Genomic DNA, 23041 nt, shown 5'->3' on the forward strand with positions numbered 1-23041 from the left:
AGGCAAACACCATTCTACCAAAGATCTGGGCACTTTTTCATGTTTTTATGAGGTGGTACTTTCGTAATTCAGGTTTAATAGAATATGGAGCAAGTAAAAAAGAGTTGGCTCAAGCATTTGGAGAAAGCGGATATAATGCACGAGTACGGAAGATGGTTCAGCGTGCGCGCTCTTCCTTCCAACGGTTTTTAACCGAACGAAACATGACGAGACAATAACATAAACCAATTTACATCTCATTAAAATTCATTTGCCCCATACCACACAGATCCAATAATTGGGCATATATAACATATTTTATAATTATATCTGAGGAGATGATTGAAATGGATGAAATGGTACTGGCGGTGCAAGAGTGGCTAAACGATACGTATGAAACGGTGTCTGGGTTTACTCCTATTGACGAGGATGGTATTACGGGGTGGGGAACCATCCGTGGCTTAACCATGGCCCTCCAAATCGAACTAGGAATCTCACCAGTTGACGGCAGTTTCGGGCCACAGACAATGAATGCATGTCCAACTCTTTCTACATCATCTGAATCAGGAAACCTTGTTAAAATTGTTCAAGGTGCATTGTTCTGCAAAGGATACGACCCAACAGGTTTTACAGGTACTTATGGTAACGGTACAAAGACAGCCATTTCAAATTTACAATCTGATGCCGGTTTATCGAATCCGGATGGAATTACAACACCAATGATTTTTAAGGCACTTCTCTCCATGGATGCATTTGTTAACCTCGGGGATGCAAATATCCGGACTATTCAACAAAACCTAAACGACGATTACAGTCATGTGTATGGACCACATTTGGGGCTAATTCCATGTGACGGATTGACGTCGAAGAATCTAATTAGAGCCCTTATTTATGCACTGCAAATTGAGACAAATAATCCGGCACCTGATGGAGTATGGGGACCGCAAACCCTTTCTCTAATTCCAACTGTTTCTCAAGGTAGCACTCGGACGAAATTGGTTTACTTGTTGCAATATGGATTGTATCTTAACAATTTTGATCCCATTGTCTTTAATGGCATCTTTGATGCAACTGTAAAGCAACGAGTGTTGGCCTTCCAAGAGTTTTGTAAGTTGACGGCCGATGGTATTGCAGGAAAACAAACATTTGCATCACTATTTATTAGCTATGGTGATAAAAACCGACCAGGTACAGCATGTGATTGCGTAACAACCATTACGCCGGAGCGGGCGCGAACCCTATATAATAGCGGCTACCGCTATGTCGGAAGGTATCTTGTTGGAGATTGGAAAAACATCAAACCGGGAGAGTTGGAAACCATCTTTGCAGCTGGGCTTCGTGTTTTTCCAATTTATCAAACTTCCGGTAATGACGTAAACTACTTTACAACTTTTCAAGGGGCAAAAGATGCTATCACAGCAACTAGCGCTGCAATGAGTTATGGATTTAAAACTAATACTATCATATATTTTGCTGTTGATTTTGATTGTCTCGACGGACAAGTGACGAGCCATATTATTCCATATTTCCGGGCGCTTAATAATACGATGCAATTAGGTGGTGGAAAATACAAAATTGGGATCTATGGACCGCGGAATGTCTGCAGCCGTGTATCCGACCTTGGCCTTGCTGTTACAAGTTTTGTTAGTGATATGTCTTCAGGTTTTAGTGGCAATTTAGGTTACCCGCTTCCATTCAACTGGGCTATAGACCAAATCGCGACGATCACTATTGGTAGTGACGCAGGACAAATCGAAATCGATAAGAATATATACTCTGGGAGAGATCTGTGCGCAGATTCAGTAGAAGATGAATCTGAACTTCCATTCGATCCAGAACTAGAAAACCAAATTTTTTTTGGATATATTGATGAGATTTATCAGCTAGCAATTAATAGAACAAACGGTAACGTATATGATGCAAATCAAAAGGTAATGCAATATATAAGAAAGCAACAGGGATATGATGAATTTATATGGACATTAGCTGCAGGATCAATCGATAATGATTTCTGTGATCTTGTAGATGCTACACTGGGAAATACAGTTGAAAAACTATATGATCCCCGTTCAGGTGTCGAAATTGATTGTGAACACATGTTGGCTTCCTGCAACGCCTTTACCTATACAATTGGTGAACCTCTGATTAATGAACTAACTAGTATGATAGGAGACCTCATAACTCTCACTGGAGAGTGCGCCGAAGCTGTTCGTAATGGTGAATATTTAAATTCTTATGTTGCAGCTAAGGCCTTAATTGCCCATCCTGTAGAAGGAGGGAGTACACTAAGCTTAGCGGATTTCCTCGCTGACGTAGATGCATGGAATCTCGGGAAAATGATGAATGACGACATAAACCTTCCGATAAACCAAGCAATTCGAACATACTACACCAATTTGAATTACTATAATAAACGGCATGAGTTGTATCTTGAACGTTATGGGAGTTTGGAGCAACTTGAAGATCATACACAGTATTTAATTAATGATGGTCCGTTGGGTTATAATATAATGAGAGGGCAGTTCATTGAAAGGTTTCATGTACCTAATTATTCACAGTCAGATGGAGAAAATATTGCACAGGCATTTCGTGAGTATGTTGAAGAAAGACTCTGATATTGGAGGACTATCCTAGACCATCACCATAAATGAAATTGTACTTGGCCTGTGTATCTACGCATTACATGTTCGAGCTGTAAAACACAGGCCAATACTTTTTCTTAGGACAAACAATCTGGAAGCACAACCCGGTGGTTGTATCCCATGATAACCGCAATTTATAAGAAGAAAGCTCCTTAGTGCAATTGTTATCTATCTTTATTCAAAGTTTTACGCTTTTTAAAAATAAATGCAACTAATGGTAATTATCTAAAATCGGTAGGTGTGTACCATTTTTAAATTCTACAATCCATTTATTATGCTCTACTTGTTTAATTGTTGGAAAACCGTGCGCTAATTCTCTTGAAATAGCTCTCTCTTGTGCTATAGACTCTGTGTTTAACTTTCTATATAGAAAGTTTGCATATTTCTTATAGAAGGTAATTGATCCATTATCTAGTTGATTTGTTTTGCTTCTTTTAACCACTGCATAAAATACCTCCCCTCCCTCCATTGGATAAATCACTTCCTCATCGCCAAGACTCCAAGCTAAAGAAATTAAGATAGCTATGGCGAAGGAAATGGGGATAATTAACAAGGTAATGATTGTGTTATTCATACGATTTGGGTATATCAATTGAAATATAGTGATTATGACAAAAAGTCCAATAAGAATATTAAGTAGGGAAATTAAAAGGTCCTGAGAAAATATAAACCAGAATATAAAAATATCTTGAAAAGTATTCAACAAATAAATACCGACACGAATAAACACAAACAGTAGAAGAATATATAGACTATAGAAATGAGATTTAAAAATCCTGAACCAATCAATTGTTTTCAATCTATAACGCCCCTTACTAGTATTAATTATTAATTTAAAAATCCCCTTTATTTGACGTAACTAACAAGGGGAAAGTTTACTCAAATGTTTCTATGGGAACAGCTTTGCCGGATTTTTCATACTTCTGAGAAGACAGCGAATACGCTAGGTAGGGCTATGTTTTCGCCACGACCAACAAACACGATGATCGCGTCCGGCAAAGTAAACTTGGCTTAAGCTTCCGGTGGGGTAATTATCCGGAAATGGGGTGTTCGGCTTTGGACAGGCAGAGAAGATTGCGCAGTTACTGGAGAAGTTACACACGGAGGCGGTCTGAGATACCTGGGCTACCTTCACCGCGCGCATTTTATGGAATATGCACGATTTGTTCTTCCAGGATATGCATAATTTGAAATAATCCCAGGAGCGTATGGTCGCAACTGCCGCCCCTTCGCTTCCTCCGGTTCACAGCGAACGAATCGCCTCTCGAACGTCTTTCTTCAAACTTTGAAATATCAGCTCATAGGAGTGATCGATCCAGGCGGCCACTTCCTCCTTCGTCAATCGGCCGGTCAAATCGATTGAATTCCAATGCCGCTTGTTCATGTAGTATCCCGGCGTGACTTCGGCATATTGTTCGCGCAGCTCCGCCGCTTTGTGCGGATCGCACTTGACGTTCATGAACGAATCCTTGAACGAAGCGAACATCTTCCCTCCGACGCTCACAACGGGAATATCCGCGCCGAACGGGTAGACGAGAGCGGCACCTTTCTTGTTCAAGCAATACGCGATCCATGTCTGCGCTGGCGAATCCGCAGCCTTCATTCGAGACCGCCCCCCTCTATCAGTTGCTCTACGGCAATCGGCTCCCCGATCTCCAGCCAATCTTCATAGAAGGTTCTGGAACGGTCCATATGTTCCACCTTCAGCACTGCAGAATCGTAACGAAACGTCATGAAATTGCCCTCCCTCAAAGATATTCATATCGAATATATCAAGCGAAGGGCAGTCGTTCTTGAACAAAAACGACATCATCATCGGTCATGAATAAACGCTCAATCGGCCTTCATCGATTTCGTCCACTTGTCTTTAAGCGCAACCAGATCCTCGACAAAAAATTTCATCAAGTTCGGACGCCTTCGGACGGCTAACGGGTGATAGGTAAATCCAATGGGGATGCCCTGGAACTCATGCCAGACTCCTCTTAGTTCCTTAACGCTGGGATTCTCTTTCTCTGGGAGTAACCTTTCCGCCACGACATTTCCGAAGCCGAACAGGACAAGGGGCTGTTTCTCCTGCAGTTGCAACCGCAAATGCGGAAAACACGCGGCCCGAGCCTCCGGCTTGTCGTAGGCGCGGAGCGGCCGGCATTTAAGCAAATAAGTCATATAAACCGCGTCCGCAGGCACCCCCGCCTCCATCATCCCGCGCTGAAGGGTTTCGCGGGTCCCGCACAAAAACGGGTTCCCCTCCCGATCCTCGCGGGCTCCGGGATTATCCAGGATAAGAAAGAGCGGGGCGTCGGGATTGCCTTCTCCCCAAATGACGCGGGACCGCTGACCGGCCAGTTCGCAGCGTTCGCAATGCTTCGCGTCGGGCGGCGCCGCTTCTTCCGGCCACAGTTCAAACGGATGCTCCATCTCGTCCCCGCCGCTCCTTCCCGCTGCCGAATGAACTCATTATGCCCTGGACAAAACAAAAAGAAGCACAAATTGCCGAAACGGCAATTTATGCCTCCTTGCGGCTCGGCCTTCAGGCTAAGCCGTATGAGCTTGCTTTACGCCTGCCAAGCCGAGCGTCCGCGAAGTCGAAGTCTGAATGTCGCGAATCAAATCCGGGTTCTTCAGCAGGGTGACGCCGTAAGACGGAATCATTTCCTTGATTTTTGGCTCCCACGCTTTCAGGTGTTGCGGGAAGCATTTCCGGATGACTTCCAGCATGACGGAAACGGCCGTGGACGCGCCCGGCGAAGCCCCGAGCAAAGCGGCGATCGACCCGTCGGCCGCGCTGATGACTTCCGTCCCGAATTGCAGCGTTCCTTTGCCGGCGGAAGTGTCCTTAATAATTTGCACGCGCTGGCCGGCGACGAGCAAATCCCAGTCCTCGCTTCGGGCGTCCGGAACGAATTCGCGCAAAGCTTCCATGCGCTTTTCCTTCGACAGCATGACCTGCTTGATCAGGTAGGTCGTGAGCGAAGCGTTTTTCACGCCGGCCGCCAGCATCGTCAAGAGGTTGTGCGGTTTGACGGAAGTGATCAAATCGAACATGGAACCGAATTTCAAAAACTTGGGCGAGAAGCCCGCAAACGGCCCGAACAGCAGCGATTCCTTATTGTCGATAAACCGGGTATCCAGGTGCGGAACCGACATCGGAGGCGCCCCGACCGGAGCTTGGCCGTATACTTTGGCATGGTGCCGGGAGACGACTTCCGGGTTTTTGCAAACCATGAACAAGCCGCTGACCGGAAATCCGCCGATGCCTTTCCCTTCGGGGATGCCGGATTTTTGCAGCAGATGAAGGCTTCCGCCGCCGCCGCCGATAAAAACGAATTTGGCCGAAATGCGTTCCACGGCGCCGCTGCCGACATTCCGCACCTTCAATTCCCAGGAGCCGTCGCTGCCGCGTTTAATATCCTGGACATGATGGTTGTAGTTGATGTCGACGTTTTGATTTTTCAAGTGGGTAATCAGCATGCGCGTTAAGGCGCCAAAATTGACGTCCGTTCCGGCTTCGCTGCGGGTGGCCGCGATCGGCTGGTTCCCGGTCCGGTTTTTCATCATCAGCGGAATCCATTCCGCCAGCTTCGCCGGATCGTCGGAAAATTCCATCCCTTGGAACAGGGGATTGTTAGACAACGCTTCGAAACGTTTTCTCAGGAAGGCGACGTCCTTCTCCCCCTGCACGAAGCTCATGTGGGGAACGGACACGATGAAATCCTTCGGATTCCGGATCAGATTGCTCTCGACCAGATAAGACCAGAACTGCTTCGAAACCTGGAATTCTTCGTTGACCTTGATCGCTTTGCTGATATCTACCGATCCGTCCGGCTTCTCGACGGTATAGTTAAGCTCGCACAGGGAGGAGTGGCCCGTTCCCGCATTGTTCCATTCGTTCGAGCTTTCCTCGCCCGGGATGGCCCGTCTTTCGAACAAGGTGATTTCCCAGTCGGGGACCAATTCCTTCAACAGAGATCCCAAAGTCGCACTCATGATTCCGGCACCGATCAAGACAACGTCTGTTTTCGTTTGTTTGCTGCTCATATTTACCGTCCCTAACCCTTTCGATTTGCAGAAAGATGCAGCCGCTCCGGCTTAGGCATCACAGCAAACCAGGTCGCGACTTCGTTATGCATCTATTCTGGACCAATTTTTTAACTCTTTCTATTGTATCACTATGAAAAATAGATTAAAGTATTTAATTCATATTATAAAACATATCTGCTCTATATAAGCTGGTAAATGTCGTTGGTGTTTTTAAATCCGGGCCATTCTTTCAATTAAAAGACACTTGCTCCGTATAATGGTTTACAACTTATTTTGCTACTTATTTGCTACTTAGAGCCTCCCTATGTTAAAACCCACTTTGGTCGTTTTAAAGAATCAAGTAAAGAAGAAATGACTGAAATTTTGGCAAAGGCGATGCGTGCACCCTCAACATCCAATACACAAACCTACCGCTATGTTGTAATTGATACACCTGAGGGTTCATCGCACGCCGATTTAATTCTCAGGCAAACAGTATGTTTGAAAGTTTCGAACGGTTGTATGATTATATCTATTTCTATAATTACGAACGATTACAAGCAAAATTAAACGGCCTAAGTCCCATGGAATTTAGGATTAAGGCCGCTTAAATGCTTTTATTTAATGACTTTCTACTTGACAACCTGTAATTTTATACTTGCCGCTTTTATCAGGATCAGTATGAAGGTAATCAACAATAAAATGATACCGCTCCAGATAAGCTGATGCGTGCCCAACTGGGAAATAAACAAGCCTCCGATCCATGTCCCTGCCGTAATGCCGATATTAGAAAAAGAAACGAATAAGCTGTTACCAAATTCGGGAGCTTCTTTCGCATCCTGTTCGCCGCCTGACTTTATGGCGGGAAAAAGGCATGAATTCGCCATTCGGTGTGGCGGAGCCAAACCGAATAAACAGCCGACAATAGCCTAATCCCTTCTGTACAATGACGGTGGATTAGGCTATTGTCGATTAAAAAGGAAAATGCTCCCGAACCTTTGGCGAGGATCCCCGGGAGCATTCACTTCATCATGTCAAAAATACTTTATTTCGGCCTTTCTTGCAAGGCTTATTTACGCACATTCGGAAATCAATCTCCTGACGTCCAGCTCTGCTGTGAAAACTGCGGTCGGCTTCTCCATAAACACGGTCGTTATTGGCGAGGAATTGTGACGAAGCATGAGGTCATCCAGATCCCGATCTACCGTCGATATTGTCCTACCTGTAGAATAACAATCTCCCTCCTGCCGGAGTTCCTGATTCCATGGGCCCGGTATGCGACTTGGGTGCGAGAAGCGGCATTAAAGCGCAAGCACAAGGGATTCTCTTGGCGGCAGACGACAGAAAGCACAACAACTCCTGCCGTGCGTTATAGCCGCCGTACGTTGAAACGCTGGTGGGCAAGACATCTGCGCCGCGCAGCGGATGCAGCACTATGGGTTGCTGGGAAACTCGTAGCCCAGGGGGACGACACGGATATGCTCCACCTTTACCCCACCATGATGAACCCAACGCCAATGGATACATTGGATTGGCTGGACAAACTGTTACCCCGATTCATCCCCGCTGGCGCATCCAGACGGGGCTATTGGACGTTTCTAAATGCGAGGTTACCTGTAGCATCACGCTTATAAATCCCTTCAGCATCCACCGCCAAGGAGCAAGGCAAACGAAAATCGCCTCCAAAATTGCTTTAAAAATCGCCTGGACGGCAAGTTGCCCTCCTGATCCCACAAAATATGCGCCCTCCCTGGCTTCTAGCGTCTATGCGATACTCTCATAGACCACAGGGAGAGGAGATTTAGCATGGATGAGCAAGCAAGGCAGCAAGAAGCCAACTTCCGTTATGGCTTAATTGCATCACTGGTTAGCCGCAAATTGGATCCCGGAGAACAGATGGCGTTGATGCGCGAAATTGTAAGCCATGAGTATGAAACGTCGTCGGGACAGCGAAGGAGAATTAGTCTACGAACGCTTGAGCGATATTTAAAAGCGTATCGCGAAGGCGGATGGGAGGCGCTGTTGCCCTCCGTCCGAGCAGACAAACTCACGACCAGGGAAATCCCCGAGGATGTGCTTGCCAAAGCGATTGCCTTAAAGCAGGAGCAACCCGGCCGAAGCGTCAGGCAGATTATTGCGATTCTGGAACTGGCGGCATTCGTGGCCCCCGGCACCCTGAAAGAAAGCACGCTTAGCAAGCAGCTTCGCCGCCGCGGCGTCACGCGCAAAGCGTTACTGAATACGGGGTGGAGCCACTTTCGCCGGTTTGAAGCCACGCACCGAAATAGCATGTGGCAAGGCGATGTGCAGCATACCCTTTACCTTCCGCATCCGGACAAGCCCGGCAAGAAGGTCATGGCCTATCTGGTTATTTTCATTGACGATTACTCTCGCTTCGTTGTGCATGGCCAGTTCTATTTCGAGGAACGTGTGGCCCGGCTGGAGGATTGCCTGAAGAAGGCGATTTTAAAGAACGGAGTGCCGGAAATGATCTATGTCGATAACGGCGCCATCTATTCTTCACACCATTTTGAGCGGATTTGCGGGCGACTGGGGGCAGAGCTTAAGCATACTCGCCCCGGACGTCCTATGGGACGCGGGAAGCAAGAAAAGTTCTTCCGATTTGTCGACCAGAGCTTTGTGCCGGAGGCATACGACCTGATTGAACAAGGGAAGATCCAGACGCTTAACGATTTGAATCGATTCTTCTCGGCGTGGCTTGAGATTGCTTACCACCAGAAAGTCCACAACAGCTTTAAGCAGCGCCCAGTCGACCGATACCAAAAAGACGACCACCCGATTCGCATGTTGCCGCCGCATGAACTCATAGAAGTATTCTTGCTGGAGGAATCCCGCAAAGTGGACAAAACGGGATGCATCTCGCTGCTGGGCACGATATTCGAGGTCCAGACAGAGCTTGCCGGCTCGAAGATTCAGGTGCGATTCGATCCGCACGACCTGTCCGTCATCCAGGTGTGGAAGGACGGCCAGCGCTATGAAGACGCGAAGCCAATGAAGCTCCGCGATCCGAAAAACCGGCCGAAGCAGGATGAACCGAAGGCCGTCATGCAACCGCCGAAGACGGGCCTCAACTATGTGGAATTATTGGTGGAAGAACAGAAACGGCAGACCCGCGAAGCGCAAGGCGCTGCGCTTTCGCGAGCGATGAAAGAGGTGAATCGCTCATGATTCGTGGTTTCTTCGGGTGGGAGCGCGTTCCGTTCACCCGGGAGATTGAAACACGGCATCTGCACCGCTCCAAGCGATTCGAAGAATGTGTAGCACGGATGCAGTATATGGTGATGACTCGCTCGATTGGCTGCGTCACCGGTGAAATTGGCTGCGGCAAGTCGACAGCCGTTCGCTACTTGAAAGACCAACTGGATCCGAACAAGTACCGGTTTATCTATCTGTCGGATGCGAATCTGAAACCAAGGGACTTTTACCGTGAACTCCTCCACCACTTCGGCTTGCCGCCCAAGTTTCTGCGCAGCGAAGCCAAACGGCAATTCCAGCACCTCGTATGGGATTTGTACGAGAACCAGCAGAAGGTCGCCGTTATTGTCGTGGATGAAGCGCACCTGCTTTCAGGAGACATGCTGCAAGAAATACGCTTTTTGACGAATTTTCGTATGGACTCGATTTCGCCGCTTGCCCTGCTGCTCATTGGACAGCCGGAACTACAGGCCACGTTGCAACTGAGAATCTTCAAGCCGATTACACAGCGGATGAACGTGCGTTTTCATTTGGAAGGCTTGTCGCTCGAGGAGTGCCGCGATTACATCTCCCACCAATTGGAGGTTGCCGGAAGTACAGGGCCGGTGTTTACGACAGAAGCGATGGACGCCATATACGCGCATGCTCGGGGGATATGCCGAGAGATAAATAACGTCTGCACCGCTGCGCTTCTGGATGCAGTGCTGCGAAAAGACAAAATGATTGATACCGTCCATGTGACGAGGATCCTAGCTGAATTTAAGGAACAGTGAGGGATGACAAATATGAATGAGATACGATTTCATGGAGATACCGAGCGTTGGAACGTGTACGATGGAGAAGAGTTGCTTTGCTCGCTACGTTGTGGTGATGCCGTGATGATTCAAGTAGGAAAGCACTTCTTGCCATCCAACCTTGAGCTCGATACGGACTGGTACGTGAAGTTTGGAAATTCGAAGTTCTGGCTCCACCGACATGCCAAGTACCGCGTCCGACCGCTGTTCTAACTGCTCTTCGGAGCAGTTTTTTTACGCCGACAAACAAAGGCGAAATATAATTGTCTCCGAAACGGCGGTGAGGAAAGCAAAAAGCCACCGTCATTGGCGGTTCCGAATCTACCGTCAATTAAAGTGGCTGATGACACCCTGCTACGTGGTTCACTTCTTCGTAGGAAGAAAACTTACCCTTGTATGCAGCTAAATATTCAGATGGAACAATGTCTCGAACAGAAATTTTACTGGAATTACTTTCAGTGGATGCTGAAATATTGGACGAAAAGACAAGAAAAAGCACGCTAATTGATAAAAACACTTTAGAAAACTTAAGAGAAAAATATTTCATTTTTATCCTATCCTTTTCAATGTTATTATATAGTGGTATAAAATTTACTTATACAAATAGGGAGGAAAATCGTGATGAGTGTATTAGGGATGCAGTTATTAGGAATTTTTTTCTGGTTACTCGGAATTGTAGTAATAGTAATCATTGTCTTGGCATGCCTAAAATATCTTAGAAAAAAATAACTCTTGAATCATAAGATCCCCCCTTAAAATGAAGATAATTACATCCCAATGATACCACCATTTAATTGAAAAGTTTGTAATAATTTGTAGAAGGATCAGATTTTTTTGAAAGGTTTGGCCTACAATGGGGGGTGAACCGATAGAATAAAACCAAAATAAAAAAATTATTTGTAGGTATTGTCGGGAACCATAACTTTTACTCCGTAGGATGTATGATGTTGCCGCCGAAAGATAACGTCCAATTGCTGGCGGGATTGCCTGTCCGAGAGTTGCTGAATATAATGACCGTATCACAGAAAAGGAAAAGGATGCCTCCCATGTATGTGGGCCTGCGGGAACAGGCTCACGGGATGCATCCCCCAAACAACATGGTCATTGTATCAAAGTATGAGCTGGATGAGAAGTCACCCGGCGTTTTTTGTTCGATGTGCAGAATTGGTTCCCTCTCCCTGCTGTGGAGAAGCGCTTAGTGTCATTGGCAGTCGGAAGCGGAAGCTCACCAGCGAGGACGGAGATCGCCGCTTGCTCGTCATTCGCCGGCTGCGTTGTACACAATGCCGGAAGATCCACCATGAGCTCCCGGATTGTGTGGTGCCGTACAAACGGTACGAATCGGCATGCGTGGAACAAGTCGTATCGGAACATGCGGCTCCATCTACGGTAGCGGCAGATGACGCGACTTTGCTTCGCTGGAAGAACTGGTTTCGCGAACAGACCACATACCTGCTCGGAGCTCTAAGATCTATCGCCATTCGCTTTCATCAGGACCCTGCGAAGAAGCCGTCCGTCTCTACGCAGACTGCACATCACCCTTTCGGACACTACGTCGGGGACGCCCCCGGCTGGCTGGCGCGAATTGTCCGCCCGGTCGCAAATTCAAATTTGTGGTTACATACCCGTTCTGCATTCTTGTCCGGCAAGATGCTGCGGTAGACTCATCTGGAAGTCTACCAAGCGAGGTGCAGAACAGATGAAAGATCAGAAGAAAGCAGAGGCCGTCGCGTCGGAACGCATGCAGCTCCTGTCACCGCTGCTGGCGGAAGGGCTGGACACCGCCAAAGCCAGCCAGATCAAGCGACAGATATGTGAGCAAACTGGACTCTCCGAGCGGACGCTGCGCCGGTATCTGGCCAAGTATCGCCAAGACGGCTTCGGCGGCCTGAAGCCACGAGGCAAGGGACGCCAGCCGTCAGAGGAGATCATTCCACCAGAAATTGTGGAGCAGGCCATTTTGCTGCGCCGGGAGGTGCCCGGCCGAAGCGTTGCCCAGCTCATTCAGATCCTGGAATGGGAAGGCCGTATAAAACCCGGGCAGATCAAGCGCAGCACGCTGCAGGAAAGATTAGCAGAGCGCGGTTACAGCACGCGCCATATGCGCATGTACGCCGAATCGGGCGTCGCCGCACGGCGGTTCCAAAAGCGCCATCGTAATCGCTTGTGGCACTCGGATATCAAGTATGGCCCGTACTTGCCCATCGGCCCCGGAGGTACCATGAAGCAGGTATTTCTGGTGACGTTTATCGACGACGCGACGCGGTTTGTGCTTCATGGCGAATTCTACCCGGTCATGGACAAGACCATCGTGGAGCACTGCTTCCGCCAAGCCATTCAGAAGTTCGGCGCTCCCGAGGCGGTCTATTTCGACAACGGCAAGCAGTACCGGACCAAATGGATGACGAGGGCATGCTCCAAGCTCGGGATCCGGCTGCTATTCGCGAGGCCCTACTCGCCGGAGGCGACCGGCAAGGTCGAACGGTTTAATCGCGTGGTGGATGCGTTCCTGAGCGAGTCCGCGCTTGAGAAACCGAAAACGCTCGAGCGGCTCAACGAACTGTTTGCCGTATGGCTGTCGGAGTGCTATCAGAACAAGCCGCATTCGGCGCTGGAGAACAAGCGTAGTCCGGAAACGGCGTACCGTAGCGACAAGCAAGCGCTTCGGTTCGTGGATCCGGACGAGCTCGCGAATGCATTCCTGCACTGCGAGACACGCAAGGTCGACAAATCCGGCTGCATCAGCTTCATGGACCGGAAGTACGAGGTCGGCCTGCCGTTCATCGGCTGCACGGTGGATGTGGTGTTCGACCCTGCGGACATCACCGAGCTTACGATCGAGTACGAAGGCCATATACCTTGGCGCGTGCGGGAACTCATCATCGGCGAACGCGCAGGCAAGCGGCCGCAGCTTCCGGAGCATATCGGTCCGCTGCCGGCAGATGCGTCAAGGCTGCTCGCGGCAGCGGAGGATCGCAGCAGGAGTCGCAAAGCGGAGCAGGCGCCGGCCGTGGCTTATCGCCGGATGACCAAGGAGGACGGTCATGTTTGAGTCCTTCTACGGCCTTACCCGCTCACCATTCTCCCGGGACATCTCGACCAGCGAGTTGTACGAATCGGTCACGCTCGAGGAAACGCTCGGGCGTCTGGAGTACGCTGCCCAGCGGCAGTGGTTTGCGGTTGTTACCGGCGATTGCGGCACGGGGAAGACGACGACGATTCGGCGGTTCACCGAAGTGCTGGATCCGGCAAAGTACAAGGTGCTCTACCTATCGGACTCTAAGCTGACGCCGCGGCATTTTTACAAGGGGTTGCTCGAACAACTCGGCTGCGAATCGAAGTTCTACCGCGGCGATGCCAAGCGCCAGCTGCACCGCGAGATTGAGCTTATGCGCGGTATTCATCGATTGCAGCCGGTTGTCGTCGTCGACGAGGCCCATCTGCTGGATCGCGAAATGCTGGAGGAAGTGCGTTTCCTGCTCAATTTCAAGATGGATGCACAGAGCCCTATGGCGCTCATCCTGGTCGGTCAAAGCGAGCTGTGGGATCGCCTGAATATGCAAGCGTATGCGGCGATCCGCCAGCGGATCGACCTGCAGTGCAAGCTGCCGCACTATGATCGTGCCCAGACCGGCGATTACATTAGGCGTCACATGACGTTCGCTGGCGCGGAGCATGACATCTTTACCGACAGCGCGATCGACGACATCTACCGATTCTCGAGCGGCGCCGCAAGGCTGATCAACAAAGTATGTACACATGCACTCATCTACGGCTCACAGAACAAACATCGGATCATTGACGATCATATGGTCAAGCGTGTCATCCAGGGAGAATTATCGTGATTCTCCCTTTTCCTTAAACATCAGGGGACAGATTGACCATCACCAGCAGGACAACTTACACCGTCAACTGGCGGGCATTATGCGTTGGCAGTAACAGTATGAACAGGGTTTGGGCTAGAGGAATGAACATAGCATGAGTGATATCTTAACAGACTATGACGAAGGGCCCCTTGCGGGGCCCTCCGGGCGACGATGGATGAGTTGAAGTCGTATTCCTAAACGTTGCCTTCAAGGCAATACCCCAGAGGGCGATCACCGGCGATTCGGATGCCGAGCCTCAAGGGCTGTGCGGTGTTGCCTAGAACGTGTCTTTGGCGCAACACTCCATTCCTACTCCGTTTGGTACGAACCTTCCGGCTTGCCAAAATCCGGCTGTTGCCTCACAGGGTTCAATGGAACCACACCTCTCTGTTCGTCGCCGGTAATTAGAATGTCCGGAACCGGAATCGCCTATGCGCGGTTTTCGGAAATCAGCTGTTGAATTTTTTCCACTTGCGATTTTTGTTTTGCGTCTCCGGGAAACGCTCGCCTTTCTTCAGATGCACTCTTTTCGGATCTGTAATTCCGGTATGAAACGACGCCTCGCCGATCTCGATGTACACGCCGTCGTTGGGCGCGCGGTCGCCGGGCTCGAATTCGCTCCATTCTCCCATCGTGCTCACCTCCGGTTGTAGTGTTCCGCGAAAGGGGCCGGGCGATTCGGGACAGCAAAGCGGAAGCGGCATATCTATTGAGTTTTGGGCTACGATGTGGTAATCTAGTCAGGTATGCGATTTAAGCAATTCCCCTTATCGTATACTCCTTGCTCCTCGGCCGCGGGCGTTGCCGCGCGGTATGACAAGCGGGGGGCCAAAGACCAAAAGGAGGTAGAACGGACATGCGCAACTATGAGTTGATGTACATCATCCGTCCGGACGTGGACCAAGAAGCCGTTCAAGCTGTCACGGAGAAATTCCAGGGCATCATCGCGAACGGCGGCGAGATCTTGAAAGCGGAAGCGCCTAAGAAACAGCGCCTGGCTTACGAGATCAAGAAGTACCGCGAAGGTACGTACGTGCTGGTTCATTTCTCGGCGCCGGCATCGGTTGTGACCGAACTGGAACGCGTCCTGAAAATTTCGGACGAAGTCATTCGCCACATCGTTGTCAAAGAAGTCGTTGCTTAATTGAACACTGCACGACAGCCTGGCGGCTCGCCGCCCAAGGCCGTCATAGTTAGGGGGAATCCACGATGTTGAACCGGGTCATTCTGATCGGACGCCTGACCAAGGATCCCGAGCTTCGTTACACGCCCTCGGGCGTCGCCGTTGCGCAATTTACGCTTGCGGTGGATCGGCCGTTTTCCCGCGAAGGCGGAGAACGCGAAGCCGATTTTATTCCGATCGTCGTATGGCGCCAACAGGCGGAAACCTGCGCGAATTACCTTCGGAAAGGTCGCTTGACCGCCGTGGAAGGGCGCATGCAAGTGCGCAACTACGAGAACAACGAAGGCCGCCGGGTTTATGTGACGGAGGTTGTGGCCGATAACGTGCGTTTTCTCGAATCGCCGAACCGCGAAGGCGGCGGCGGACAGGGACGCGACGATTACGGCGCACCGTCCGGGAATTACGGCGGAGGCGGCGGATACGGCGGCGGAAACCGCAGTTCCGGATCGCGTGGCGGCAGCAACAACGGGGACCCGTTTGCGGATGACGGCAAGCCGATCGATATATCGGACGATGATTTGCCATTCTAAGACAGGAAGGACGGAGAAAACGTGAGCGAACAACAACAAACTGCGCCAGCTGCTCGTGAAGAGCGCGCACCCCGCGAAAATCGTGGACCGGGAGGCGAAGGCCGCGAACAACGCGAGCCCCGCAAATTCCGCCGCGGCCGCAACAAGCGCCGCAAAGTGTGCTACTTCACGGTCAATAAAATTACGCACGTCGATTACAAAGACCTGGACTTGCTCCGCAAGTTCATCAGCGAACGCGGCAAAATCCTGCCGCGCCGCGTAACCGGCACGAAGGCGAAATACCAACGCATGCTGACGGTTGCGGTCAAACGCGCCCGCCAAATGGCATTGCTGCCTTACACGACGGAGTAAGACAAAGCGCGCAAAACCCCACCAAACCGGTCAAGCCGTCTTGGTGGGGTTTTTTTGCGCCGCGCTGAGGAAGAAGGGAGTTCATGCGATGATTCGTACGTTGTTCTTTCTATGTGCTTCGCTGATTCTCTTGCTTGGTTGTTCCGGCGAAACGGACGATAGAGCGAATAGCGCCATTTCATGCATTCGACAATTCGCCTATGTCGATCATCCCGAAGCTTGAGGCCGGCCCCGACGGCACCCGACGGTAAAATGAATCCTCGCCAAGCACAATTTCCCTCGCGGCGGTTTCGCCCGGTCGTGGTGAGGCCATGCCTCGGCGTGATATAATGGAACGGTCGGAGCTTCAGACGCTTCGGCCGTTTTTGCTTGAAACCCTCGCGACAGGGAGAGAGGAATTATGAATATCGCTTTTTTTCTTCTGCCGAAGCAAGAGGTCGTTTGTTTGCCGGAGACCGCGACGTTAAGGCAGACGCTTGAGCGGATGGAGCGCCACCGCTATACCGCCGTTCCCGTCCTGAGCGACGAGGGCGTTTATATCGGCACCGTAACCGAAGGCGACCTGCTCTGGTTTTTGAAAAACAGTCCCGACATCCAATTCGATAACGCCCACCGCGTCACGCTGTCCGAAATCGAGTTCCGCCGAAACGTGCTTCCCGTGCGCATCGATGCGAATATGGAGGACTTGATCTCGCTCGCCAAAACGCAAAACTTCGTGCCGGTCGTGGACGACATGGGGCGGTTCATCGGCATCGTCCGCCGCAGCGACGTGATCGATTACTGCGCCCGGCTCATGCTGGCTCCCGCGAAGGATAACGGAAGCGCTTAACAATTGCATACGGCTTGCGGGAAACGCAGCGTTTTTTGCGGATAACGGTCGCTTTTTGGCCGTTATTTGCTTTATTTTCACAGCAGGGGGCGCGCCTTTGCGATGTTGCGGGGATGCTTGGTGCGAGGGCAATTTGTGCTATAATGGAGATTGCAGCTTTTGCGGTCAGACACCGAGTTTGGGCTTGAAAGAATCCGAAGGAAGGGATGGGTTCAAGCGATGGAACGCGAACTGGATGTCGCCACCCGGGCGAAACTGATTGAATGGTTGAAGACGGAACTGCTTGACCAAGTATCCCGGCTTTTCAAGGCGATGTGGGATGGGAGCACCGTTCGCATTGCGGACAGTTTGGCCGGCTTGATCGCCGGAGGGTACATTTTGGGACGGAGACTCGGCATTTCCTATAAAGAACTGGACAAGGCGGTTGCCGAGAAGGTCGTCCGGCTCCGGCAGGAAGGCCATCAGCTCGAGGACCAGTACAAGGATTTGTCGGCGCTCGAAGAACATATTCGCAAGAGGTGACCTCATTGAACATGGGCTGGAAGTCCGTAGCCTGGAGCGCGACGGCGCTTTTGCTGTTGCTCAGCATTCCGACGTCGCTCAACATCGTTACGCTGTTTTTGCTGATGACCCCGATGGTCGTGCTGTACACGATGCTTAAACCGCTGTCGTTCGCGCTGCATATGGCGTGCGTCGTCGCCGCAGCCTTCGTGCTGTCGGGATCCTACGCTCTGGTTGCGTTGACCTTCGGCTTGTTTTTTCTGATTCCGTCGATCGTCATGGGACACTTGTATAAAAAAAGGGCGGCCCCGAAACGGGTCGTTCTGATCGGGTTCGTCGTGATCTTGGCGCAGCTGCTCGTGGAATTGATGATTTTTTCGTCGCAGTACGACGTCGATTTAACTTCTTATTTGACGGTGCTGCTGGAGGACGCCTCGCAGGCGCTGGATACGTCCGGAACGCTTCTTCCGGAAGGCTGGGCGGCCGATACGGCCAGTCAGTTGACGGATACGATCATGACGATGCTGCCGGCGCTGCTGCTACTTACTTCGTTCGGGCTGGCCGGGCTGACGCATTTCTTGTCCCGGCGCGCGCTGGCGCTCACCGGGATTCAAACCCCGTCGATGCCCCAGATGAAAACGTGGATGCTGCCCCGCAGCCTGGTGTTTTATTATTTGATCGCCCTGGTGCTCAGTTTTATGGTTTCGGCGGAAGATCCCGGTTTTCTGACGCTGGTCGTCGCCAATGCGGTCCCGGTTTTACGGTTCGCCTTTACGATCCAGGCGATCGCCTTTTTCTTTTTCCTCGCGAGCGTCAAGCGGTGGCATAAGGCGGTTCCGATCGCAATCGCGGTGCCGATTTTGCTGTATCCTCCATTTTACCTGATCGGGTTGTTAGACGTGGCGTTCCCGCTGCGCAAGTATTTTACTAAAAATTGACGGCAGGCGGCACGGGCGGAAAGTACAAGAATTAACCGAGCAAGGGAGCGGAGCATGACATGCCCAAGTTTCTCGTTCAGCGATGGCACGGTATGCACAATGTATGGGCGCTCGTCCTCATTTTGCTGCTGACGGTCGCTTTGGCCTTGTATCAGTGGGTTCTCGGTCTTATCGCGCTCGTTTTGGGCGCCGGCGTGACCGTGTACGCGCTGCTGGCAGAACGGGCGTTCCGCAAAGATTTGGACGACTACGTCCTCACGCTGTCCTACCGCATCAAAGGCGTCGGCAACGATGTCATGGGCACGCTTCCGTTCGGCATCGCGCTCTACAACGAAGACCGGGAAATCCAATGGCACAACAATTATCTCGCGCAAATGGCAGGCCGGCCGAATATCGTCGGCTTGACGCTGACCGATCTTTTTCCCGGCATTCAGGTCCCCGTCAAGGAAAAGGACGCGCACCGGATCGAGATGACGCTGAACGGCCGGGTCTATGAAATGCTGTTCCGTACCCGCGAGAGAGTCCTCTATGCCACGGACATCACCGAGAGCTGGACGATCAAGCAAAAGTACGAAAACGAAAAGCTGGCGCTCGGCATCGTCATGATGGACAATCTGGAGGAAGTCGCGCAAGGAATGGACGAGCAGCAGCGGGCGCTTATGCTGTCCAAGGTGACCGGGGAAATCAACGAATGGTCGAGGGAATACGGGCTGCTGCTCCGTCGGCTTTCGTCGGACAAATATATGGTCATCACGAACCAGAGCGCGCTGCGCAGGCTGGAGCAGTCGCGCTTCGAGCTGCTCGACGAGGTGCGGGAGATCACGATGGATCTGAAGCTCCCGATGACGCTGTCGATCGGCTTCGCCTCGGGCACCGACAATATGGAGGAGCTGGGGCATCTCGTGCAGGGGAGCCTGGACATCGCCCTAGGGCGCGGAGGCGACCAGGCGGTCGTCAAAGTCGGCGACAGGCAGAGCTTCTACGGCGGCAAGAGCAACGCGGTCGAGAAGCGCACGAGGGTGCGCGCCCGCGTCATCTCCCACGCGCTGCGGGATTTGATCAAGGAGAGCGACAACATTATCGTCATGGGGCACAAAATGCCGGACATGGACGCGATCGGCGCGGCGATCGGGGTCGTCAAAGCGGCCAGGCAGTTCGGCAAGGAAGCGCACATCGTCCTGGAATCGGTCAATCCGGCCATCGTGCGGATGGTCGATATGATTCGCGAGGACGAGAAGCTTTACAAACGGTTCGTGTCGCCGGAGCAGGCCCTGGGCATGATCGGCAAGCGGACGCTCGCCGTCGTCGTCGACACGCACCGGGCTTCGATGGTCGCGGAACCGAAGCTGCTCCAGCAGACGGAACGGATCGTCATCATCGACCACCATCGCCGCAGCGAGGAGTTCATCGACGACGCCGTGCTCGTCTACATGGAGCCGTATGCGTCCTCGACATGCGAGCTGGTCACCGAGGTGCTGCAGTACATCCAGGACCGGATCGTGCTGGACGTCAGGGAGGCAACCGCGCTGCTCGCGGGCATAACCGTGGACACGAAAAGCTTTTCGATGCGGACCGGCTCCCGCACGTTCGAAGCGGCATCGTTCCTGCGCCGCAACGGGGCGGACGCGATGCTCATCCAGCGGATGCTCAAGGAGGACCTTGAGGAATACATCAAAAAGGCGCAAATCATCCAGCACGCCGAAATTTACCGCGGCGACATCGCGATCGCCGTCGCCGGCGGCACGCAGCCGGTGACGCAGCTGCTGATCGCGCAGGCGGCCGACACGCTGCTGACGATGACGGGCATTCGCGCCTCGTTCGTCATCGGGATGCGTGCCGACGGGCTCGTCGGCATCAGCGCCCGCTCGCTCGGGCAGATCAACGTGCAGGTCGTGATGGAGCGGATGGGCGGCGGGGGACACTTGTCGAACGCGGCGTGCCAGATGCAGGGCACGCCGCAGGAAGTGGCCGCCAAGTTGAAAAAAGCGTTAAAAGAACTGGAAGAGGAAGAGGGGATTCTGGAATGAAGGTCATTTTCCTGCAAGACGTAAAGGGACAAGGCAAGAAGGGCGAAGTGAAGGAAGTATCCGAAGGGTATGCGCGCAATTTTCTGCTGCCGAAGGGCTATGTCCAAGTGGCGACGGAAGGGAACAAAAAGACGCTCGACCAAATGAAAGCCTCCGCCGACAAGCGCAAGGCGAAAGAGAAGGAAGACGCGCAGGCGCTTGCCAAGAAGCTTGGCGAAACGACGGTCGTCATCAAGGCGAAGGCCGGCGAGGGCGGCCGCCTGTTCGGCGCCATCACGAGCAAGCAAATCGCGGAGGCGCTCGAGAAGCTCGGCATCGCCATCGACAAGCGGAAGATCGACCTGGACGAGCCGATTCGCACGCTCGGCGTGACGCAAGTGCCGCTCAAGCTGTACCCTGAAGTGAAAGGCACGCTGAACGTGCAAGTCGCGGAGGAGTAACCGGCAATGGCAAGCGGGGAAACGATGTTGTACGACCGGGTTCCGCCGCAAAATCTTGAAGCGGAACAAGCGGTGCTCGGCGCCATCCTGCTGGAAATCGAAGCGCTCATCACGGCGATGGAGCGGCTTCGGTCCGAGGATTTCTACAGCGTCGCCCACCAGCGGATTTTCGAAGCGATGATCGATCTGAACGAAAACAACGAGCCGCTCGATCTGATCACGCTCACCGCCTTGCTTCAGGATCGCGGGCAGCTCGAGGAAATCGGCGGCGTCAGTTACCTGGCCAAGCTGGCCAACGCCGTGCCGACGGCCGCCAACGTGGAGTATTACGCGCAGATCGTCGAAGAGAAGTCGATGCTGCGCCGGCTCATCCGGACCGCGACGCAAATCGTTTCCAGCGGTTACACGACGGAGGACGACGTCGGAGCGCTGCTGAACGACGCCGAAGCGCGGATCATGGAGCTGTCCAACCGGCGGGCGGCGCACGGGTTCATCAGCATTCGCGACGTCCTGATGGACGTCTTCGAGCGCGTGGAGTTCCTTTACAATCATAAGGGCGGCACGACGGGCATTCCGTCCGGGTTTCCCGATCTCGACAAAATGACGTCCGGCTTCCAGCGAAGCGATCTCATCATCGTCGCGGCCCGTCCTTCCGTCGGGAAGACGGCCTTCGCGCTCAACATCGCGCAAAACGTCGCGGTGCGCGCTTCGGAAACCGTCGCGATCTTCAGTCTCGAAATGTCGGCCGCGCAGCTCGTCAACCGGATGATTTGCGCGGAGTCGAACGTCGACGCGGGCCGGATGCGGACCGGCTTCCTCGAGGGGGACGACTGGGAAAAGCTGTCGATGGCGATCGGCTCGCTGTCGGAGGCGCAAATCTACATCGACGATACGCCCGGCATTACGGTAGCCGACATCCGCGCCAAGTGCCGCCGCCTCAAGAAGGAGAAAGGGCTGGGCATGATTTTGATCGACTACCTGCAGCTGATTCAGGGCCGCGGCAAGCCCGGGGAAAACCGGCAGCAGGAAGTATCGGAAATTTCGCGGACGCTGAAGCAGATCGCGCGGGAGCTGGAAGTGCCCGTCATCGCGCTGTCCCAGCTGTCACGCGGCGTCGAGCAGCGGCAGGACAAGCGACCGATGATGTCGGACTTGCGGGAATCGGGCTCGATCGAGCAGGACGCCGACATCGTCGCGTTCCTGTATCGGGACGATTACTACAATCAGGATACCGAGAAAAAGAACATCATCGAAATCATCATCGCCAAGCAGCGGAACGGGCCGGTCGGCACGGTCGAGCTTGTCTTTTTGAAGAACTTCAACAAGTTCGTCAGCCTCGACCGCTCCCACAGCGATCCGCTGGCCGGCACCGCGTGAGCGGAAGCGGGCAACGGGAGGCTTGAGCGGAGGGGGCTCGCGCAGATGCGGCATGCGAAGCGCAAGAGTTCGCGCAGTTTGCGGCATAGCGAGACGCAAGAGTTTGTGTTTTTTGATCCTTTTGAGCGTATAGTGTAAACCGTTTAGTTGACGATTGTATATCCATGTTTTTCGCGTTATAATAATGGTAATCCTAATAAAGAACGGTGCCGTGCGCCAACACGACACCGCTTCGATAGCGTAGTGGGCAACCACGGCGCGCAGTAACTGCAAAACCCACCGAAGCAGACCAAGCTTAAGCGGTGGGTTTTTTCATGTTACGAAGCTTTCGACGTATCCAGCGAGCGA

At 52.2% G+C, this 23041-nt stretch carries 24 protein-coding genes and 2 pseudogenes; 19 read left to right on the top strand and 7 right to left on the bottom strand.

The annotated features are described in order from the left end of the window. Positions 1-326: 326 nt before the first annotated feature. Positions 327-2594: a glycoside hydrolase domain-containing protein gene (locus B7E11_RS03945; RefSeq protein WP_080832312.1), complete on the top strand. Its 2268-nt coding sequence runs from the start codon at positions 327-329 to the stop codon at positions 2592-2594. 238 nt (positions 2595-2832) lie between these two features. On the opposite strand, the gene B7E11_RS03950 is transcribed toward B7E11_RS03945, so the two are convergent. The 5 genes and pseudogenes from B7E11_RS03950 to B7E11_RS03965 form a co-directional block, all read right to left on the bottom strand. Further along, positions 2833-3420 carry a hypothetical protein gene (locus tag B7E11_RS03950; protein WP_080832313.1) on the bottom strand — a complete coding sequence of 196 codons (588 nt, stop codon included), beginning with the start codon at positions 3418-3420 and terminating at the stop codon, positions 2833-2835. A 444-nt stretch (positions 3421-3864) separates the two neighbouring features. Continuing rightward, positions 3865-4224: an MmcQ/YjbR family DNA-binding protein gene (locus tag B7E11_RS03955; protein WP_080832314.1), complete on the bottom strand. Its 360-nt coding sequence runs from the start codon at positions 4222-4224 to the stop codon at positions 3865-3867. Further along, positions 4221-4355 (bottom strand): hypothetical protein, encoded by a 135-nt coding sequence (locus B7E11_RS30570; protein ID WP_275901450.1) that lies wholly within the window; start codon positions 4353-4355, stop codon positions 4221-4223. The genes B7E11_RS03955 and B7E11_RS30570 overlap by 4 nt, the downstream gene beginning before the upstream one ends. Positions 4356-4454: 99 nt before the next feature. Continuing rightward, positions 4455-5039: a uracil-DNA glycosylase gene (locus B7E11_RS03960; RefSeq protein WP_080832315.1), complete on the bottom strand. Its 585-nt coding sequence runs from the start codon at positions 5037-5039 to the stop codon at positions 4455-4457. Positions 5040-5156: 117 nt separating this feature from the next. Further along, a pseudogene (locus tag B7E11_RS03965) lies at positions 5157-6677 on the bottom strand (malate:quinone oxidoreductase); the annotation flags it as partial. A gap of 461 nt (positions 6678-7138) precedes the next feature. Between B7E11_RS03965 and B7E11_RS30090 the strand changes: the two are divergent. Then, a complete protein-coding gene (locus B7E11_RS30090) occupies positions 7139-7252 on the top strand; it encodes an IS3 family transposase (RefSeq protein ID WP_080832317.1) in 114 nt (37 codons plus the stop codon). Positions 7253-7273: 21 nt separating this feature from the next. Here the strand turns inward: B7E11_RS30090 and B7E11_RS03975 are convergent. After that, a pseudogene (locus B7E11_RS03975) lies at positions 7274-7480 on the bottom strand (MFS transporter); the annotation flags it as partial. Positions 7481-7672: 192 nt separating this feature from the next. On the opposite strand from B7E11_RS03975, the gene B7E11_RS30860 reads away from it, so the two are divergent. From B7E11_RS30860 to B7E11_RS04010, 8 genes are all read left to right on the top strand, one after another. After that, a complete protein-coding gene (locus B7E11_RS30860; protein WP_420830679.1) occupies positions 7673-8275 on the top strand; it encodes a DUF6431 domain-containing protein in 603 nt (200 codons plus the stop codon). 172 nt (positions 8276-8447) lie between these two features. After that, positions 8448-9830 carry a DDE-type integrase/transposase/recombinase gene (locus B7E11_RS03980; protein WP_080832306.1) on the top strand — a complete coding sequence of 461 codons (1383 nt, stop codon included), beginning with the start codon at positions 8448-8450 and terminating at the stop codon, positions 9828-9830. Then, on the top strand, positions 9827-10630 hold the full coding sequence (locus B7E11_RS03985; RefSeq protein WP_080832318.1) for an ExeA family protein: 804 nt from the start codon (positions 9827-9829) through the stop codon (positions 10628-10630). Before B7E11_RS03980 ends, B7E11_RS03985 begins: the two co-directional genes overlap by 4 nt. Positions 10631-10642: 12 nt before the next feature. Further along, positions 10643-10864: a DUF5348 domain-containing protein gene (locus B7E11_RS30865; protein WP_176220599.1), complete on the top strand. Its 222-nt coding sequence runs from the start codon at positions 10643-10645 to the stop codon at positions 10862-10864. Positions 10865-11043: 179 nt separating this feature from the next. Next, a complete protein-coding gene (locus B7E11_RS28780; protein WP_139787059.1) occupies positions 11044-11370 on the top strand; it encodes a hypothetical protein in 327 nt (108 codons plus the stop codon). Between the two features lie 406 nt (positions 11371-11776). Beyond that, on the top strand, positions 11777-12313 hold the full coding sequence (locus B7E11_RS30095) for a DUF6431 domain-containing protein (protein WP_080832319.1): 537 nt from the start codon (positions 11777-11779) through the stop codon (positions 12311-12313). Positions 12314-12350: 37 nt separating this feature from the next. Next, positions 12351-13703, top strand: coding sequence for a DDE-type integrase/transposase/recombinase (locus tag B7E11_RS04005; protein WP_080832320.1), 1353 nt, complete (start codon positions 12351-12353; stop codon positions 13701-13703). Beyond that, the gene (locus tag B7E11_RS04010) at positions 13696-14496 is read left to right on the top strand and encodes an ExeA family protein (protein ID WP_080832321.1); all 801 of its coding nucleotides are present in this window, start codon (positions 13696-13698) and stop codon (positions 14494-14496) included. Before B7E11_RS04005 ends, B7E11_RS04010 begins: the two co-directional genes overlap by 8 nt. A gap of 470 nt (positions 14497-14966) precedes the next feature. Here B7E11_RS04010 and B7E11_RS04015 read toward each other — a convergent pair whose 3' ends face one another. Further along, positions 14967-15149 carry a YjzC family protein gene (locus B7E11_RS04015; RefSeq protein ID WP_080832322.1) on the bottom strand — a complete coding sequence of 61 codons (183 nt, stop codon included), beginning with the start codon at positions 15147-15149 and terminating at the stop codon, positions 14967-14969. A gap of 224 nt (positions 15150-15373) precedes the next feature. Between B7E11_RS04015 and rpsF the strand changes: the two genes are divergently transcribed. The 9 genes from rpsF (at position 15374) to dnaB (ending at position 22693) form a co-directional block, all read left to right on the top strand. Continuing rightward, positions 15374-15661, top strand: coding sequence for a 30S ribosomal protein S6 (gene rpsF / locus B7E11_RS04020; protein WP_080832323.1), 288 nt, complete (start codon positions 15374-15376; stop codon positions 15659-15661). A 65-nt stretch (positions 15662-15726) separates the two neighbouring features. Beyond that, positions 15727-16230 carry a single-stranded DNA-binding protein gene (gene ssb, locus B7E11_RS04025; protein WP_080832324.1) on the top strand — a complete coding sequence of 168 codons (504 nt, stop codon included), beginning with the start codon at positions 15727-15729 and terminating at the stop codon, positions 16228-16230. Positions 16231-16251: 21 nt separating this feature from the next. Next, positions 16252-16581, top strand: coding sequence for a 30S ribosomal protein S18 (gene rpsR / locus B7E11_RS04030; protein WP_080832325.1), 330 nt, complete (start codon positions 16252-16254; stop codon positions 16579-16581). A gap of 400 nt (positions 16582-16981) precedes the next feature. Next, on the top strand, positions 16982-17410 hold the full coding sequence (locus B7E11_RS04035) for a CBS domain-containing protein (RefSeq protein ID WP_080832326.1): 429 nt from the start codon (positions 16982-16984) through the stop codon (positions 17408-17410). A gap of 219 nt (positions 17411-17629) precedes the next feature. After that, complete coding sequence (locus B7E11_RS04040) at positions 17630-17932, top strand: MazG-like family protein (protein ID WP_080832327.1); 303 nt, start codon at positions 17630-17632, stop codon at positions 17930-17932. 11 nt (positions 17933-17943) lie between these two features. Then, positions 17944-18849: a DUF2232 domain-containing protein gene (locus tag B7E11_RS04045; RefSeq protein WP_245809621.1), complete on the top strand. Its 906-nt coding sequence runs from the start codon at positions 17944-17946 to the stop codon at positions 18847-18849. Positions 18850-18908: 59 nt separating this feature from the next. Next, positions 18909-20876 (top strand): DHH family phosphoesterase, encoded by a 1968-nt coding sequence (locus tag B7E11_RS04050; RefSeq protein ID WP_080832329.1) that lies wholly within the window; start codon positions 18909-18911, stop codon positions 20874-20876. Further along, positions 20873-21316: a 50S ribosomal protein L9 gene (gene rplI / locus B7E11_RS04055; protein ID WP_080832330.1), complete on the top strand. Its 444-nt coding sequence runs from the start codon at positions 20873-20875 to the stop codon at positions 21314-21316. The genes B7E11_RS04050 and rplI overlap by 4 nt, the downstream gene beginning before the upstream one ends. Before the next feature lie 6 nt (positions 21317-21322). Continuing rightward, positions 21323-22693, top strand: coding sequence for a replicative DNA helicase (gene dnaB, locus B7E11_RS04060; RefSeq protein WP_240353198.1), 1371 nt, complete (start codon positions 21323-21325; stop codon positions 22691-22693). Positions 22694-23041 lie beyond the last annotated feature (348 nt).

The organism is Cohnella massiliensis (genome assembly GCF_900169535.1).
Classification (GTDB): domain Bacteria; phylum Bacillota; class Bacilli; order Paenibacillales; family Paenibacillaceae; genus Cohnella; species Cohnella algarum.